The sequence below is a fragment of the Pseudomonas helvetica genome, assembly GCF_039908645.1.
GTDB lineage: Bacteria > Pseudomonadota > Gammaproteobacteria > Pseudomonadales > Pseudomonadaceae > Aquipseudomonas > Aquipseudomonas helvetica.
Genome location: NZ_CP150917.1, coordinates 4,156,370 through 4,172,143, shown reverse-complemented (window position 1 = coordinate 4,172,143; position 15,774 = coordinate 4,156,370). Strand labels below are relative to the sequence as shown.

Here is a 15,774-nt window from a genome sequence, read left to right as displayed (position 1 = left end):
GGCCGGGGTCTTTTGTTTTGTGCGGTTCAAAGCGTGGCTGGGAAACCATGGCGCCGGGCGTTCAATGCTACCAGCAGGCTTAGTATCAGTAAGCTGCCGATGACCCATGGAAATGACATCACCCCGAGATTTTCCAGCAGCATGCCGCCCGCCAGGCCACCGCCGGCAATTCCCAGATTCCACATCGTCACCAGCATCGACTGCGCGGTGTCCGACGAGTCGCCTGCGGTTTTCGCCAGGGCGGTTTGCAGCAATGTCGCCAGTCCGCCAAAGGCCAGCCCCCAGATCGCGATCGATACGTAGATCACCGCAGGTGAGCCGCTGCGAAAGGCCAGGATCAGCGCAGACAAGGTAAATAGCCCGCAACTGATCAGCACCAGTTCGCGTAACCAGCGATCAATCAGCAAGCCGACGATCCAGATACTCAACAGAGCAGCCAGACCAAACACCAGCAGCACCTGATCGGTTTGTCCGGTGAGGCCAGCAGGTTGCAGGAAAGGCGCAATGTAGGTGTAGAGAATGTTATGGGCCAACACATAGGCGAACGTCACCAGCAATACGGCTTTTAAACCTGGCAAGGTGATGACCTGCCGCACCGGTAAGCGTTTTTCGGCACTTTGGCCGGCAAAGTCCGGGATTTGCCAGCGAACCCAGGCGACCAGCAACACCGTCAGTCCGGTCATGACGGCAAAGCTTGCTCGCCAACCCGCGACCGATCCTAGAAAAGTCCCGGCGGGAACGCCCAGGGATAGCGCCAGCGGCGCTCCAAGCATCGCCACGGCGATCGCTCGGCCCTGCAGGTGTGGCGCAACCATTCGGCTGGCATAGCCGGCCAGCAGCGCCCAGAGCAATCCGGCGAAGATCCCGGCAAACAAACGTGCCAGCAATGTCAGCCAATAGTTGTCGGACAGCGCGGTGACGCTGTTGACGAGGGCGAAGCCACCCATTGCAATCAGTAGCAAGGGGCGTCGACGCCAGCTCCGGGTGGCGATGGTCAGGGGAATTGCCGCCAGCAGCGAGCCGATTGCATACAACGTGACCAGTTGACCGATCAGTGCTTGCGAGACGCCCAGGCTTTCGCTCATTTGCGGCAGCAGGCCGGCGGGTAAGGCTTCGGTCATGATAGTGATGAAACCGGCAGAGGCCAGTGCCAGGAGTCCGCCGATTGGAAGTCGTTCGGCGCGATGCCGGTCAGCCGCCGATAGCGATGCGGTCAGTTCAGATTCATTCATTTGCTCAGGTCCGTATCAGAGGTTATGACTACGGAGCCAAGGGTAGGGCGCTGCACCTTGCGGAAAAACAGGCTAAGGTTCCGAACTTACAGGACGAGAATGTCCGCAATTTCGGGAGTATGCGATGGATAGCCTGGGCAGTATTTCGGTGTTTGTGCAGGTCGCGGACACCCGCAGTTTTACCGAGGCCGGGCGTTTGCTGGGCGTTTCTTCGTCGGCGGTCGGCAAAAGTGTTGCGCGACTAGAAGAGCGGTTGGCGGTGCGTCTGTTCCATCGCAGTACGCGTAGCATCACCCTGACCGCTGAAGGTGCGCTGTATCTTGAACGCTGCCGCAGGATTCTCGCCGAAGTCGAAGCCGCCGAGTTCGAGTTGTGCAGTGCGGCCAGCGCGCCTCGGGGGAAACTGCGCATCAGTGTGCCGCAGGTTCACGGGTTGGTGATGCCGGTACTCACCGAGTTCATGCGACTTTATCCAGACATCGAACTGGACGTCGACTTGTCGGATCGCATGGTGGATGTGGTCGAAGAGGGGTTTGATGCAGTGGTGCGCACAGGAAACCCGAAGGACTCGCGCTTGATGGCACGACAATTGGGGCGCTTTCGGTTGGTGTTGGTGGCGACACCTGGCTACTTCGCCGCGCAGGGTGTGCCGCGCACCCTGGAGGATCTCGCAGGGCATGCCTGCCTGCGCCATACCCTCCACGCCACCGGCAAGCTGGAGCCCTGGCCGTTGCAGCGGCTGGCGGATGGTAGCGAACCGCTGTTACCGACGCGGTTTGTCACGACCTCCATCGAAGCTGTGCACCATGTACTACTACAAGGACTGGGAATTGCCTGCCTGCCGGATTTTATGGTCCGTGAGGCAGTGGAGCAGGGGCGTTTGCAGCGAGTGCTGGATGAATACCTTGAGTTCAGCGGCACGTTCTGGATGCTTTGGCCATCCAGTCGCCATGCCGCGGCCAAATTACGGGTGTTCATCGATCATTTGTGCCAGCGACTTTTTCCGGTAAACGAAGGTCAGTAAACTTGTATCGTTTACAAGACACTAATCCATGCGCCGTTACGGGGTGATCTGTTGCACAATAGGCCCCGGATCGTTTTCTTCAGGATGTTCAATGTTCAAATCATTCCATGTGCGTGCCGCCGGGCTGGCGTTGGTACTGGCTGCAGCAGCCGGTTGTACCAAGGACCAGGCCATCTATGAGCATGAAAATTTCGATGATTCCGGGACGTTTTCGCGCAAATACCCGGTTACCGATGTTGCTTCCTGCGAGGCCGCTCGTCGGGCGTTGTTGAGCCAGGGCTACATAATCACCAGCACTGATCCGAAACTGGTCAGCGGTCACAAGAGCTTTCAGCAGACCGGCGACACGCATATGGAGATCAGCTTCAACGTGGTCTGCGCCGAAGACAGCAAGCATCACGCGACGATGTTCGCCAATGCCTTGCAGGACCGTTACGCGCTGAAGAAAACCAACAACTCCGCCAGCCTCGGCGTCGGTGTGTTGGGCTCGGTGTCGATGCCGATTGGTTCTTCCGATGATTCGATGGTCAAGGTCGCCAGTGAAACCGTGTCCTCCGGGAAGTTCTACGAGCGGTTTTTCACCCTGGTCGAGCTGTTCCTGCCGCCTGAGGTGAAGAAAGAGGCGCATATCGTCGAGAAGCCAAAGGCCGATCTGGGTGTGCCTGAACCCACGGCAGCCCCTGCAGCGCCAACATCCACGCCCGCAGTGACGCCAGCGCCAACTCCAGCGCCTGCTGAGCCGGCGACGACTGCGCCAGCGCCAGCAGTGAGTGCGCCGATAGAGCCTATATCCGCCGTATCGGCACCTGCAGCGGCGTCGGTTGCACCTGCGAGCAATACCGAGCCGACACCGGTGTCTGAAGTCATCACGCCACCGGCGAATCCGAGTTCGTTGCCGGCACCGACCGAGCCAATTCCGGCACTGCCATCGTCCGGCAAGTAATCTGAAGGCGAGCGCTACGGGGGCAACCCCCGTAGCGTTTGTTCAGAGTCATCTGCACCACCAGAGGCTGATTTTCTTCAGCTTTTATTCAAAGTCCACCGTGATAAATTCTTGAGTGCCTGCTACGTTTTACTAGCAGGAACGTACCGCTGTGCCCGCGTCATTTTTCTTTCATACGGGCACTTTATGCTGAGGGCGAAGGTCATTGGTATAACGGTTTAACTCGACTCAAAAGGACATCCCTATGGACGATTATCAAGAAGAGCTGCTTGAATACCAGGCGTTTGAACTGGACCCTCTGGAGCCCGCCGAAGACGCTACCGAGTTGTAAAAAAGCAGCTGCAGGCTAGCCGTCAGGCTGATTGCCTGTGACTGCGACGGAACTCGCCAGGTGTCTGGTTGTTCCAGCGTTTGAAGGCGCGCTGAAAGGCTTCGGCCGAGGCAAACCCCAGCAGGTAGGCGATTTCGCCAAAGGCCAGTTCCGTGTCGCGGATGTAGGTCATGGCCAGATCGCGGCGAGTGTCGTTGAGAATCGCGCGAAACTGCGTACCCTCTTCGGCGAGCTTGCGACGCAAGGTCCAGGTCGGCAGCTTCAGGCGTGCCGCCACTTCTTCCAGGTCGGGTTCGCGACCTCCATTGAGCAACGGCCCCAGCAACTGAGTGATGCGTTCACGCAGGCTGCGGGTGCGGGTCAATTGCTCCAGTTCCCGTTCACACAGCTTGAGCAGTAGACGCCAGGTACTCGGGCAGTGCTCGGGGTTGCGCAGTGCCAAGCTGGCCTGACTCAGCCTTAGTTGGTTGTGCTCGGCACCAAACTGGATCGGACAATCACCCAGCAGTGCGTAGCGCTCGCGGTAATCCGGCTCGGCGAACTCGATGTCGATGCGTTCGGCGTGCAGCGGCTGGCGGCTCACGCTGGATAACTGCTGCAACCAGCTGGCGATGATCGAATCCACCACAAAGCGGTTATAGGCGTTGTACGGGCTGATGGAATAGAACCGTAGCCATGCGCCCTGGGCATCTTCATGAAAACTCGACTGGCCGCGGTAATTGGAGCCGTACAAGGCCTCGAAGCGAATCAGGCAACGCGCCGCTTCGCGCACGGTTGGCGCCTGAGCGGCAGTCACGCCGGCCAGCCCGACCTGGCTGAGGCGGCTCAGTTGGCCCATACGCAGACCCAGCGCCGGGTCGCCAGTCAGTTGAATGGCCGCGTGGCCCAGGCGCATGTAGCGCGGGATCGACAGCCGCGCACCGGCTTCGGCTAACCGCGCCGAGTCGAGCCCGTATTGTTCCAGCAGCGGCTGCGGGTCCAGACCGTGGCTGGACACTGCGTCAGCCAGGCTATGGACGAAGCCGACCGACAGATCCCCGAGGCGCATCGGCTGTGGTTTCATCACTTACAACCAGATATTGAGCAAACGTGCGCCGCGGGCCTCGCGGTCGGCGAAGTGTTGGCCGTTGCTGCTGAGAAAGCTCTGGCCGGCGCTGCCCTGATCCCAGAATTGTCCACGCAGGAACGCGCTGACACCAGCGCTGGCCTGACTGGCCGGGTGCTGACTGGTCAACGTCAGGCGATGCCAGGCCTCGCCCTCGCTGAGCGCGCCGGGTTCGAGGCCGATTTTGCTCGGGGTCGATGGCCCTTTGTCACCGCGCCAGGGTTTGTCCCAGGCATTTCGGCCGATGACAAAGGCCGGCACGGCGATCAACTGAGCGCCCTGATCGTTGAGTTTGCGATAGTTGTCCGGGTACCAGCTGTCGTTGCCGATCAATACGCCAAGACGTCCGGCCGGGGTGTCGATGACATTGATCACTTGATCGGTGCTCGGCTGGATATAGCCCCGTTGATCGAAGGTCGGGTTCAGCTGGCGCTGCGGTTGGCCGATCGGCAAGCCATCGCGACCGAACACCAGGCTGCTGTTGTACAACGCACCACGGCCGATTTTCAGTGTGCCGTCGCTGACACTGGGCTCGGGCAACACGATGCTGCCGGCCACCAGGGTGATGCCGAACTCGTTGGCCAGCCCACCGAACAGCGCCTGGTACTGCCTGGCCATGCTTTTGGCTTTCATGCGCAGGTGCGCGTCATCCAGGCGGTTGTCGCCCTTGGCGCTGATCAACGCGCGCAAAAAGCTCAGGGGATTGCTCACCGCCAGCCAATTCATGGCTTCGTCCAGCGTGCTGGCTTGATACAGCTCGTCTTTCTCGCCGCTGACCATCAGCCAGGTACCGATGTGTTCCGGCAGCACAACGATGGTCTTTTCGTTCAGCAGGCCTTGTTCGCGAGCCCGCTGCAGATAGGCCGCGAGCTTGCGGTGCAGGTGTTCGGGGCTTTGATAATCGGTGGGGAACAATTCGGGCTGGATGCCCAGCAAGTTGCCGCGATCGGCAGGAACGCCCTGGTTAACGGCGAGGTTGATGCGCAGGTCCGAGAGGTAATGGCCAACCGGGCGATCGGCGGTCCACATTGCGTACGCGGCGATGAGGGCGACAAATGCCATGGTGACGGTCAGATAAAGAAGTTTGCGCATGGGGAAACAGTCAGCGGCCTTGTGCAGGATTCGCCGACTAGGGTAGGCCCCATGCCGAGGAATGCCAAGAGGTGCTGCGCGTTTGGATCAATAAGTTGTCAGTTACGGTCATTGAGCGATGACAGGCCTACTCTTAGTCTGTGGCACATAACCGATGGGTGCCAAAGAGCACCCGCACTATTTTCGTGATTGTTCGTTGTGGAGCTACCGATGACCGCCGCTCATTACCCGCACCTGCTGGCCCCGCTGGACCTGGGTTTTACCACGCTGCGCAACCGCACCCTGATGGGCTCGATGCACACCGGCCTTGAGGAGAAGCCTGGCGGGTTCGAGCGCATGGCGGCGTACTTCGCCGAACGTGCTCGCGGTGGTGTTGGCCTGATGGTCACCGGCGGTATTGGTCCGAACGATGAGGGAGGGGTGTACTCCGGCGCTGCCAAGCTGACCACTCTCGATGAGGCGCTCAAGCACCAGGTCGTCACCCGTGCCGTGCACGAGGCGGGTGGCAAGATTTGCATGCAGATTCTGCACGCCGGGCGTTATGCCTACAGCCCGAAACAGGTCGCGCCGAGTGCGATCCAGGCACCGATCAACCCGTTCAAGCCCAAAGAGCTGGACGAGGAAGGCATCGAGAAGCAGATCAGCGACTTCGTCACCTGTTCGACCCTGGCGCAAAAAGCCGAGTACGACGGTGTCGAGATCATGGGCTCGGAAGGTTATTTCATTAACCAGTTCCTCGCAGCCCATACCAACCACCGCACCGATCGCTGGGGCGGCAGCTATGAAAACCGTATGCGCCTGCCGGTGGAAATCGTTCGTCGCGTTCGCGAGGCGGTAGGCCCGAATTTCATCATCATCTTCCGACTATCGATGCTCGACCTGGTGGAAGGCGGCAGCACCTGGGAAGAAATCGTTCAGTTGGCCAAGGCCATCGAGCAAGCAGGTGCGACCATTATCAACACCGGGATCGGCTGGCACGAAGCGCGGATTCCGACCATCGCCACCAAGGTTCCACGTGCAGCCTTCAGCAAAGTCACGGCCAAGTTGCGTGGGGAGGTAGGCATTCCGCTGATTACCACCAACCGCATCAACACCCCGGAAGTCGCCGAGCAGATACTCGCCGAAGGCGATGCCGACATGGTGTCGATGGCTCGGCCGTTCCTCGCCGACCCGGAGTTCGTCAACAAGGCCGCCGCCGGTCGCAGTGATGAAATCAATACCTGCATCGGTTGCAACCAGGCCTGCCTGGACCACACCTTCGGCGGCAAATTGACCTCGTGCCTGGTCAACCCGCGGGCGTGCCATGAAACCGAGCTCAATTACTTGCCGGTGCAGCAGATCAAGAAAATTGCCGTGGTCGGTGCTGGCCCTGCGGGATTGTCCGCGGCCACCGTGGCCGCCGAGCGTGGTCATCAAGTGACGCTGTTCGATTCCGCCAGCGAAATTGGCGGCCAGTTCAACGTCGCCAAGCGTGTGCCGGGCAAGGAAGAGTTCTTCGAAACCCTGCGCTATTTCAAGCGCAAGTTGCAGACCACGAATGTCGAGGTCTGCCTGAACACGCGGGTCGATGTCGCGCAACTGGTGGAGGGCGGTTATGACGAGGTGATTCTGGCCACCGGTATTGCGCCGCGTGTGCCGGCGATTCCGGGCGTCGAGCATGCCAAGGTCTTGAGCTATCTGGACGTGATCCTCGAGCGCAAACCGGTCGGCAAGAACGTCGCGGTGATTGGCGCCGGCGGTATCGGTTTTGACGTCTCGGAATTCCTCGTGCATCAAGGCGTCGCCACCAGCCAGGACCGTGAAGCGTTCTGGAAAGAGTGGGGCATCGATACTCACCTTGAGGCCCGTGGCGGTGTCGCCGGGATCAAGGCCGAGCCTCACGCGCCAGCACGCCAGGTGTTCCTGTTGCAGCGCAAGAAATCCAAGGTCGGCGACGGTTTGGGCAAGACCACCGGCTGGATTCACCGCACCGGGCTGAAGAACAAGCACGTACAGATGCTCAACAGCGTCGAATACCTGAAGATCGATGACGAAGGCCTGCACATCCGCATCGGTGAAACCGGTGAGCCGCAAGTACTGCCGGTGGACAACATCGTGATCTGCGCCGGGCAGGACCCGTTGCGCGAATTGCACGACGGCCTGGTAGCTGCCGGGCAGAACGTGCATTTGATCGGTGGCGCGGATGTAGCGGCCGAGCTGGATGCCAAGCGTGCGATCAACCAGGGGTCGCGACTGGCGGCTGAGTTGTAATCAGCTACGCAGGTCAAGCGTGCCAATGGCTATCGCGGGCAAGCCTTGCTCCTACGGATTATGTGTCGACACATGACCCGTAGGAGCAAGGCTTGCCTGCGATGGCGTTCTGTCTGCTGCTAAGATGCCGGCTCTTTCCCAAAGAGCCGGCATCAATGCTTTCTCCTCCCAGCGACTGGCTGCCCCATGCCCCGCTTGAACGTCTTCATCTCGACTGGCTCACCAGCGCCGGGATCGAGGTGGCGATCCTGCGCCTGGACCGGATCGACCCGCTGATCTCCGGCAACAAGTGGTTCAAGCTCATTGAGCATCTAAGGGTGGCCCGCGAGGCCGGTGCCGAAGGTGTGATCAGCCTGGGCGGTGCCTGGTCCAATCATCTGCATGCGTTGGCGGCAGCCGGTAAACGCTTTGGTTTTCCTACCGTCGGCCTGCTGCGCGGGCATCCGCAAGACACCCCGACCGTGGAGGATTTACAGGCCTTTGGCATGCAACTGCACTGGTTGGGTTACGGTGGTTATCGTGCGCGCCACGAGCCGGGTTTCTGGCAGCCATGGCAAGCGCAATACCCGCACCTGCATCCGGTCCCCGAAGGCGGGGGCGGTCTGCTCGGTGCGCGTGGTTGCGGGCAGTTACTGACTCAGGTCGGCAATCAGTTGAACCAGTTGGGCTGGAATGACCATGACGGCTGGTGGCTGGCCTGCGGAACCGGCACCACGCTGGCCGGGTTGGTGCAGGCCGAGGCGGGGAGGCATCCGGTGTATGGCGTGCTGGCGGTGCCCGATGATCATGGCGTGGCGCAGCAGGTCGAGGCGATTCTCGGCGAATGCGGCTTGCCGGACGGGGGATATGAGCTGTTCGACGGCAGTTGCGGCGGTTTTGCCAAAGTCGCCCCGCCGTTGCTGGCGTTTATCGAACACTGTGAGCGGGCCAGCGGTATCCCGTTGGAGCCGCTGTACACCGGTAAAGCGCTATGGGCACTCAAGCAACAGGTTGATGCCGGATTTTTTGCCGCCGGCACACGCTTGATCTTCGTGCACACCGGCGGCTTGCAGGGGCGTCGGGGTTTTGCGTCACTCAGTCAGGGCTGACGCGCTTGGGCATCATCCGCAGCAGGGTGTTATCGCGAACCACGTAATGGTGATACAGCCCGGCCACGGCATGCAGGCCGATCAGCCAATAGCCGAGGGTGCCGGCCAGTTCGTGCCAGCCCTTGATCTGCTTGGCCAGCGGTTTGTCCTCGCTGATCAGCAACGGCAGGTCGATGCCGTAGAACATCACCTGATGACCGTTGGCGCTGGTGACCAGCCAACCGAGAATCGGTGTGGCGATCATGAATATATACAACGCCCAGTGCATCAGCCGGGCAAGCACGGTTTGCCACTGGGGCGATGCCGGGAAGATTTGCGGAGCGCGTCCCAGGCTGCGGGCGAACAGCCGTAACCAGACCAGTGTGAACACGGTCAGGCCGAGCATGTAGTGCGTTTCCGTGATCAGGGCTCGGCCGCCACTGCCCCTGGGAAACATCCCCCGCAGTTCGATACTGGCGTAAACCAGCGCCAACAGTACCAGCATCAACCAGTGCAGCATGATTGATACGGTGCTGTAGCGTGATTCGGAATTCTTCCAGGGCATACGGTTTTTCCTCGCTTATCAGGTCTGAAGCCCCCGTTCTTGTATGACGGAGTGGGTTAACTGTAATCCTGTTTGCGAGGATTTGCCTGAGTCAGATCAGGCTTCGTACCTTATCGAGCGCTCTGCGACAGCCTATTGGCTAGAAAAAAGCGCCAGTCCCGGTTCAGGGACTGACGCTTTTTTTGGCACTTGAGGCGGTAATCAGCTGCTTTGCGGCATCTCACCGTTGGCCAGGCGCTGATTGATGTCGGCGATCACTTCCGGCAGGTCGGTGATGGTGTCGATCATGTAGTGCGGACGCGAACTTTCGAACAGGGCATGAATACGCTTGCGTTCGCTGGCCAGTTTGTCGCTGCTCAGCGCGCGATAGCCGTCGTAGGTCAGGCCTAGCGCGTTACCCGAGCAAATCAGCGCGACAGTCCACATGCCGGCACGGCGACCTTCGAGAATACCCGGCACGGTGTCGTCGATCTTTACGCAGGCGGCGACGTCGTCAATACCCAGGGCGATCACGTTGGCTAGGGCCTGAGCCGGCCATGGGCGGCCATTCGGCACTTCGTCGGTGGCGACCACGTGGTCGGCGACATAGCCGTTGGAGGCGGCCAGTTCGACAACTTTGTCCATGACTTGCTTCGGATAACCGGAGCACGAGCCGATTTTGATCCCTTGCTGGCGCAGGTTGGCGATGGCCTCCAGGGCGCCCGGGATCAGTGCCGAGTGCTCGGCGATTTTTTCGATTTGCAGCGGCATGAAGCGTTTGTAGATGGCGGTTACGTCATCGTCGGTCGGCGTGCGACCGAAGGCCTGGCGATAGCGCTCGGCCACTTCGGGCTGATCGCAGAGCGTGCGAATGTGGTCCCACTTGCCCATGCCCATCGGCCCGCGGGCTTCTTCGATGGATACCTGGACGTCGAATTCGGCAAAGGCTTCGACGAAGATCCGGGTCGGCGCGAAAGAGCCGAAGTCGACCACGGTGCCCGCCCAGTCGAGGATGGCGGCTTGCAGCTGAGTCGGGTTGTTGTAGTTCATGTCTCAAATCCTGTAATTGGGGGAGTGGCAAGCAAAGCCATGACTCGCCCGTAGCTGCCGAGCCCGCGAGGCTGCGTTCGGCAGCGCAGCCTCGCGGGCTCGGCAGCTACGGGCGGTGAAAAGTCAGGTATCGAGGACTTCCATTTCGCGCAGCACCTCGCCGATCGCCGCCACTGCCGCACGCATCTCGGCCTGATTAACGTGGCCAATGCAGCCGACGCGGAAGGTTTCGACCTGGGTCAACTTGCCCGGGTAGAGGATGAAACCCTTGGCCTTCACGCGTTCGTAGAAGGCTCTGAATTGGTAATGCGGATCTTTCGGCGCATGGAAGGTGACGATGATCGGCGCCTGGATCGCGGCGGGCAGGAAGCTGCGCAAGCCGAGTTTGGCCATTTCATCGAGCAGCACCTGACAGTTGTTCGCATAACGCTGATGCCGCGCCGGTAGGCCGCCTTCTTCGTTGTATTGCAGCAACGCTTCGTGCAGCGCCGCGACCACGTGGGTCGGCGGGGTGAAGCGCCATTGGCCGGTCTTGGCCATGTAGGTGTATTGGTCGAACAGGTCCATCGCCAGCGAGTGGGAATTGTCGACAGCATTTGCCAGGGCGGCTTTGCTGGCAAAGACAAACCCCATCCCCGGTACGCCTTCCAGGCATTTACCCGAGGCGGCGATCAGCGCTTCGAACGGTACTTGCCGGGCGTCAATCGGCAGTGCGCCGAAAGAACTCATGGCATCAATGATCAGGCGTTTGTCGTGCCGGGCGATGACCTGGGCAATTTCCGGCAACGGGTTAAGAATCCCGGTGCTGGTTTCACAGTGGATCAGCGCCACGTGGGTGATGCTGCTGTCGGCTAGCAGCAGGCGGTCGACATCGACGGCGGTGGTCGGTTCGTCTTCAGCGGTTTCGAACGTACTGAAGGAACGACCGAGCACTTCGCAGATTTTCGCCAGGCGTTTGCCGTAAGCGCCGTTGATCAACACCAGCACCTTGCCGTCGCGGGGTACCAGAGTGCCGATGGCCGCTTCGACTGCGAAGGTGCCGCTGCCCTGCAACGGCACGCAGTGGTGGCTGTCGGCACCGTTGATGATCGCCAGCAGTTGTTCGCAGAGGCTGGCGGTCAATTGGTTGAAGCGGTCATCCCATGAACCCCAGTCCACCATCATCGCCTGACGGGTACGCTGCGAGGTGGTCAATGGGCCGGGAGTGAGCAGGATGGGTTCGGCAGTACTCATTCGGGTGTTCTCGCAATCGGTGGGATGAAGCTGCGGGAGATAAATTGCAATTTGCCGCTCCATCAATCAAATTGTTTGTTGTTATGCCAGTCATCAGTCAGGCCGATAGCTATGAACCTGTTCCAACTCCGCGCATTTGATGCCGTGGCCCGCGAAGGCAGCTTTACCCGGGCTGCTGCCCGTTTGTTCATCAGCCAGCCGGCGGTCACCGGGCATATCAAGGCGCTGGAGGAGCACTATCAGGTCACCCTGTTGCGGCGCACCGCGCGGCGGGTCGAATTGACGGAGGAGGGCACCCGGCTGGCGGCGATTACCCGGGCGATGTTCGGCCTGGCCGAAGAGGCGCAAGTGATGCTTGAGGCCAACCGGCAACTGTTGACCGGTCGTTTGGAAGTGGCGGCGGACGGTCCGCACCTGGTCATGCCGATGCTCGCCAGCCTGCGAGCGCGGTATCCGGGGATCACCGTGAATTTGCGGCTGGGCAATGCCCAGGAAACCCTCGCGGCGTTGTTGTCCGAGCACGCCGACGTGGCGGTGCTGACCGAGGTCGAGCCGCGCAAAGGTTTGCACCTGCAAGCCTTGAGCGAGTCGCGGATCTGCGCGCTGGTGCCGGAGGGGCACCCATGGTCGACGCTGCGCGAAGGTGTCGCGCTCAAGCAACTGGATCAGGTGATCATGGTGTTGCGTGAGCCAAGCTCGATCACCCGTCGTACGTTCGATGAAGCTTGCGCTCAGGCCAGGGTCAATCCTCGGGTGCTGCTGGAGCTGGACAGCCGTGAAGCTGTCACCGAGGCGGTGGCGGCCGAGCTGGGAGTGGGCGTTGTGTCTTCGGTGGAAGTCAGCCCCGACCCGCGCGTGCGGGCGGTGCCGATAATTGGCGAGGGACTGGTCAACCGGCACATGATCGGTTGCATGGAGCGGCGGCGGGATTTGCGCTTGATACAGGCGTTTTTCGGCTTGGCACGGGGTACCTCGTAGCAGCTGGCGTAGCCTGCGTTCGGCTGCGCAGCAGTCGTAAAATCGGACAGCGCGGTGCTTCAGGCCAACTGCGGTTACAGGATTTACGACTGCTGCGCAGCCGAACGCAGCCTTCGGCAGCTGCTACGCGGGGGTGAACATCTCAGGGGCGGCGATCTAGGGCGTAGCGTCCGGGCCGTTCACCAGCCAGTTGAACAGCAGACGCGCTTCTCGCGGTTGGCGCTGAGCGCTGGCGGGGTTGGCGCTTTCGATGAAGCCCAGGCGTTGTTCGCTGTTCCAGTATTGCTGGAAATAATCGGCCAGCGCCACGCATTGCCCCGGATACAGCAGGCAGAGTTGTTCGGGAGTACGGGCGAACTCGCTGGCCAGACGCTGTTTCTGTTCTACCGTCAGCGACAGGTTGCCCAGTGCCTGGCTTTTACCGGTCATCAGCACATCGTCACGGTTGAGGCTCCCCAGATCCTTGAGCCCGGGACGCGGCATGCGCACGATGTACCACGTGGTGTCGGTCAGTCGTTCGGTGGTGGCGGGGGGGCGCTCGAACAAGTAGATCTCGCCGCTCCAGCCTGTCGGCGGCGCCTTCGGTTCAGCCGCCACCACCGGCTGCGGTTCGCGTGCTTGTGCATCAGCGAAACCCGTGCAAAGCACTGGTCGATCAGGATCACCGTCGAGGAAACTCACGAGTACCTCGCTGCCGGCCAGTGGCAAGGTTGGACGTCCCGTCCCCGTATGGGCAATTGGCAACCAGATGCCTGAGGAACCTTGGCTGTCGGATTGCGCGTCAGGCCACAGGCAGATGTTGATAAGCCCGTGTTCGTCGAGGTGCGGCGGCTTTCCTGCCGGGCCGATGACCTCAGCGGTCTGGTAACCGCAGATACTCGGGCGGGAATGTTTGAGGGCCGGGCGGAACGCGGTTGACCAGGGAATTGCCTTGAATTGATTGCGATAACCCGTTGCCTCGGACAACACCTTGTCCACGCCAGGCGTTTCGCCTTGGTGCAGCACTTCGCTTAATAACCATTGATCGTTGAACGCCGGGACCGGATGCCCGGTGACTTGCAGCAGCCGCCCGCTGAGCAGTTCGGGCAGTGTACTGTGGCCCTGAACCAGACGATGCAGGCTGCGCAGACGTTCGAGTTCGCGACGACCGAGCTGGTTGCGACGGGTTTGCACCGGGTCGATTCGACCCGTTGGGTGCAGGCTGGCGAGGTAGGTCTGGTTGGCGCAGGCGTCAGGTGCGGTGGATGCGGGGGCAGCGTTGGCGTGCTGCGCAAAGGTGGTTTGCGGCCCTGTGGTCGGCCGGCTATGGCATTGGAAGAGCCGGCTGATCCGCGGGTGTCCGGCATCCCGTGCTGTGGGGTGAAAAGCACTCTCGACCGGTCGCTGCGCAAAGCTGTCGCTGTCATCGGCGAACACCAACACGTGCCGGTCGTGTTGATGTTCGAAGTGATAGTGGATGCCTTCCTCTTCACACAATCGTTGCAGCAGGTTCAGGTCGGTTTCGTCGTACTGGATGCAAAACGGGCGCGGCGGGTATTCACCGTTTGGTAACTCGAAACGGTAGCTGTCGGGTGGCAGTCGATGCTCGGCCAGCAACTGGCGCAAGATTTCTGGCACGCTCAGGTGCTGGAATACCCTTCGACGGTGCTTTTGCTCAAGTGTAAGCAGACGGGGTGCGAGGTTCAGGCTGTAGCCGATCTGCTGCGCGCCGCAGTACTGCAAACCGGCACTGTGGATGACGCCGTGGATGCCGGTGGTGGGGCTCAGGCTGAGGAATGCCGGTTGATGCAGCAGTAGGTCCAGATTCATTGCGGGCTGCGGGCCGCGCATTTCGATGTCGAATCGATAGACCTGGTTGAGGGCTTCGCGGCCGCTGAACTGTCGGACCTGAAAACTCAAGGCGAGCTCGGTGAGCGTGAGGATGAAGGGACTTTCCATGTCGTTGTGCATCAAACACTCTTCTGCCATGAAGTACGGGGCACAGAGGTTACGAAACACTGGCGCTCAATAGTCACCGTAAACCTGCTTTTCAGAAAAGCCCTACAACAGGTTGTGAAGATGTCGATCACTCACAACACTTTTTGGTCGATTGCCAACTTTTTGCCGTATAAACTTGCACAAAGCGTCGGCCAATAGATGTCTCGGCGCCACAGATCAAGAGAGTGAGTAATGGGCGCACAGTGGAAGGTTAAACACAAAGAAGCGGCAGCCAACGCCAAGGGCAAGATCTTCGGCAAACTGGTGAAGGAAATCACCATTGCTGCACGTAACGGCGCTGATGTCAGCACCAACGCGCACCTGCGCCTGGTGGTCGAACAGGCGAAAAAAGCCTCGATGCCGCGTGAAACCCTGGAGCGTGCAATCAAGAAAGGCTCGGGCCAGCTCGGCGAAACCGTGCAGTACCACCGCGTGACCTACGAAGGCTTCGCCCCGCATCAGGTGCCGCTGATCGTTGAATGCGTGACTGACAACATCAACCGTACCGTGGCAGAAATCCGCGTGGCGTTCCGTAAAGGCCAACTGGGTGCTTCCGGTTCCGTGGCCTGGGACTTTGACCACGTGGGCATGATCGAGGCGTCCCCGGACACCCCGGATGCCGATCCGGAAATGGCCGCTATCGAGGCCGGTGCACAGGATTTCGAGCCGGGCGAAGACGGCGCGACCCTGTTCATCACCGAAGCCACCGACCTGGACTCCGTTCAGAAAGCCTTGCCTGAGCAGGGTTTCACGGTGCTGTCGGCGAAGCTCGGCTACAAGCCGAAGAACCCGGTCAGCGGCCTGACCGACGCACAAATGGAAGAAGTCGAAGCTTTCCTCGAAGGCCTCGATAACCATGACGACGTGCAGGACATGTTTGTCGGGTTGGCGGGTTAAACCGCACTGTCGATTTTGACCTGACCTGTGGCGAGGGAGCTTGCTCCCGCT

General features: G+C 60.5%; 13 protein-coding genes. 6 read left to right on the top strand and 7 right to left on the bottom strand.

Annotation, left to right across the window (positions count from 1 at the left end):
* Positions 1–26: 26 nt before the first annotated feature.
* Positions 27–1,232, bottom strand: a complete 1,206-nt coding sequence (locus tag AABM55_RS19390) for an MFS transporter (protein ID WP_347927362.1) — start codon at positions 1,230–1,232, stop codon at positions 27–29.
* Between the two features lie 124 nt (positions 1,233–1,356).
* On the opposite strand from AABM55_RS19390, the gene AABM55_RS19385 reads away from it, so the two are divergent.
* A complete protein-coding gene (locus AABM55_RS19385; RefSeq protein WP_347927361.1) occupies positions 1,357–2,256 on the top strand; it encodes a LysR family transcriptional regulator in 900 nt (299 codons plus the stop codon).
* A 91-nt stretch (positions 2,257–2,347) separates the two neighbouring features.
* The gene (locus tag AABM55_RS19380; RefSeq protein WP_347927360.1) at positions 2,348–3,199 is read left to right on the top strand and encodes a DUF2242 domain-containing protein; all 852 of its coding nucleotides are present in this window, start codon (positions 2,348–2,350) and stop codon (positions 3,197–3,199) included.
* 353 nt (positions 3,200–3,552) lie between these two features.
* Here the strand turns inward: AABM55_RS19380 and AABM55_RS19375 are convergent, their stop codons facing one another.
* Positions 3,553–4,593, bottom strand: a complete 1,041-nt coding sequence (locus AABM55_RS19375) for an AraC family transcriptional regulator (protein ID WP_123582910.1) — start codon at positions 4,591–4,593, stop codon at positions 3,553–3,555.
* A 3-nt stretch (positions 4,594–4,596) separates the two neighbouring features.
* Entirely contained in the window at positions 4,597–5,727 is a 1,131-nt protein-coding gene (locus tag AABM55_RS19370; protein WP_347927359.1) for a nitrilase-related carbon-nitrogen hydrolase, read from the bottom strand.
* A 210-nt stretch (positions 5,728–5,937) separates the two neighbouring features.
* Between AABM55_RS19370 and AABM55_RS19365 the strand changes: the two genes are divergently transcribed.
* Both AABM55_RS19365 and AABM55_RS19360 read left to right on the top strand, forming a co-directional pair.
* Positions 5,938–7,977: an NADPH-dependent 2,4-dienoyl-CoA reductase gene (locus tag AABM55_RS19365; protein ID WP_347927358.1), complete on the top strand. Its 2,040-nt coding sequence runs from the start codon at positions 5,938–5,940 to the stop codon at positions 7,975–7,977.
* A 155-nt stretch (positions 7,978–8,132) separates the two neighbouring features.
* Positions 8,133–9,065, top strand: coding sequence for a 1-aminocyclopropane-1-carboxylate deaminase/D-cysteine desulfhydrase (locus AABM55_RS19360; protein ID WP_054596548.1), 933 nt, complete (start codon positions 8,133–8,135; stop codon positions 9,063–9,065).
* Here AABM55_RS19360 and AABM55_RS19355 read toward each other — a convergent pair.
* From AABM55_RS19355 to AABM55_RS19345, 3 genes are all read right to left on the bottom strand, one after another.
* Positions 9,052–9,609, bottom strand: coding sequence for a cytochrome b (locus AABM55_RS19355; RefSeq protein ID WP_054596549.1), 558 nt, complete (start codon positions 9,607–9,609; stop codon positions 9,052–9,054). The two genes, AABM55_RS19360 and AABM55_RS19355, sit on opposite strands and share 14 nt — an antisense overlap.
* Positions 9,610–9,810: 201 nt before the next feature.
* Complete coding sequence (gene phnX / locus AABM55_RS19350) at positions 9,811–10,638, bottom strand: phosphonoacetaldehyde hydrolase (protein WP_347927357.1); 828 nt, start codon at positions 10,636–10,638, stop codon at positions 9,811–9,813.
* A gap of 123 nt (positions 10,639–10,761) precedes the next feature.
* A complete protein-coding gene (locus AABM55_RS19345) occupies positions 10,762–11,871 on the bottom strand; it encodes a 2-aminoethylphosphonate--pyruvate transaminase (protein WP_347927356.1) in 1,110 nt (369 codons plus the stop codon).
* 111 nt (positions 11,872–11,982) lie between these two features.
* Here AABM55_RS19345 and AABM55_RS19340 point away from each other — a divergent pair, with 111 nt between their 5' ends.
* Entirely contained in the window at positions 11,983–12,849 is an 867-nt protein-coding gene (locus AABM55_RS19340; protein ID WP_347927355.1) for a LysR substrate-binding domain-containing protein, read from the top strand.
* Positions 12,850–13,005: 156 nt separating this feature from the next.
* Here AABM55_RS19340 and AABM55_RS19335 read toward each other — a convergent pair whose 3' ends face one another.
* The gene (locus tag AABM55_RS19335; RefSeq protein ID WP_347927354.1) at positions 13,006–14,799 is read right to left on the bottom strand and encodes a type VI secretion system tip protein TssI/VgrG; all 1,794 of its coding nucleotides are present in this window, start codon (positions 14,797–14,799) and stop codon (positions 13,006–13,008) included.
* A 219-nt stretch (positions 14,800–15,018) separates the two neighbouring features.
* Here AABM55_RS19335 and AABM55_RS19330 point away from each other — a divergent pair, with 219 nt between their 5' ends.
* Positions 15,019–15,723 (top strand): YebC/PmpR family DNA-binding transcriptional regulator, encoded by a 705-nt coding sequence (locus AABM55_RS19330; protein WP_347927353.1) that lies wholly within the window; start codon positions 15,019–15,021, stop codon positions 15,721–15,723.
* Positions 15,724–15,774: the final 51 nt, after the last annotated feature.

Excerpts from the sequence above, each read along its gene's own strand:
- AABM55_RS19390 (WP_347927362.1), bottom strand. The coding sequence starts at position 1,232 with ATGAATGAATCTGAACTGACCGCATCGCTATCGGCGGCTGACCGGCAT.
- AABM55_RS19385 (WP_347927361.1), top strand. The coding sequence starts at position 1,357 with ATGGATAGCCTGGGCAGTATTTCGGTGTTTGTGCAGGTCGCGGACACC.
- AABM55_RS19380 (WP_347927360.1), top strand. The coding sequence starts at position 2,348 with ATGTTCAAATCATTCCATGTGCGTGCCGCCGGGCTGGCGTTGGTACTG.
- AABM55_RS19375 (WP_123582910.1), bottom strand. The coding sequence starts at position 4,593 with ATGAAACCACAGCCGATGCGCCTCGGGGATCTGTCGGTCGGCTTCGTC.
- AABM55_RS19370 (WP_347927359.1), bottom strand. The coding sequence starts at position 5,727 with ATGCGCAAACTTCTTTATCTGACCGTCACCATGGCATTTGTCGCCCTC.
- AABM55_RS19365 (WP_347927358.1), top strand. The coding sequence starts at position 5,938 with ATGACCGCCGCTCATTACCCGCACCTGCTGGCCCCGCTGGACCTGGGT.
- AABM55_RS19360 (WP_054596548.1), top strand. The coding sequence starts at position 8,133 with ATGCTTTCTCCTCCCAGCGACTGGCTGCCCCATGCCCCGCTTGAACGT.
- AABM55_RS19355 (WP_054596549.1), bottom strand. The coding sequence starts at position 9,609 with ATGCCCTGGAAGAATTCCGAATCACGCTACAGCACCGTATCAATCATG.
- phnX (WP_347927357.1), bottom strand. The coding sequence starts at position 10,638 with ATGAACTACAACAACCCGACTCAGCTGCAAGCCGCCATCCTCGACTGG.
- AABM55_RS19345 (WP_347927356.1), bottom strand. The coding sequence starts at position 11,871 with ATGAGTACTGCCGAACCCATCCTGCTCACTCCCGGCCCATTGACCACC.
- AABM55_RS19340 (WP_347927355.1), top strand. The coding sequence starts at position 11,983 with ATGAACCTGTTCCAACTCCGCGCATTTGATGCCGTGGCCCGCGAAGGC.
- AABM55_RS19335 (WP_347927354.1), bottom strand. The coding sequence starts at position 14,799 with ATGCACAACGACATGGAAAGTCCCTTCATCCTCACGCTCACCGAGCTC.
- AABM55_RS19330 (WP_347927353.1), top strand. The coding sequence starts at position 15,019 with ATGGGCGCACAGTGGAAGGTTAAACACAAAGAAGCGGCAGCCAACGCC.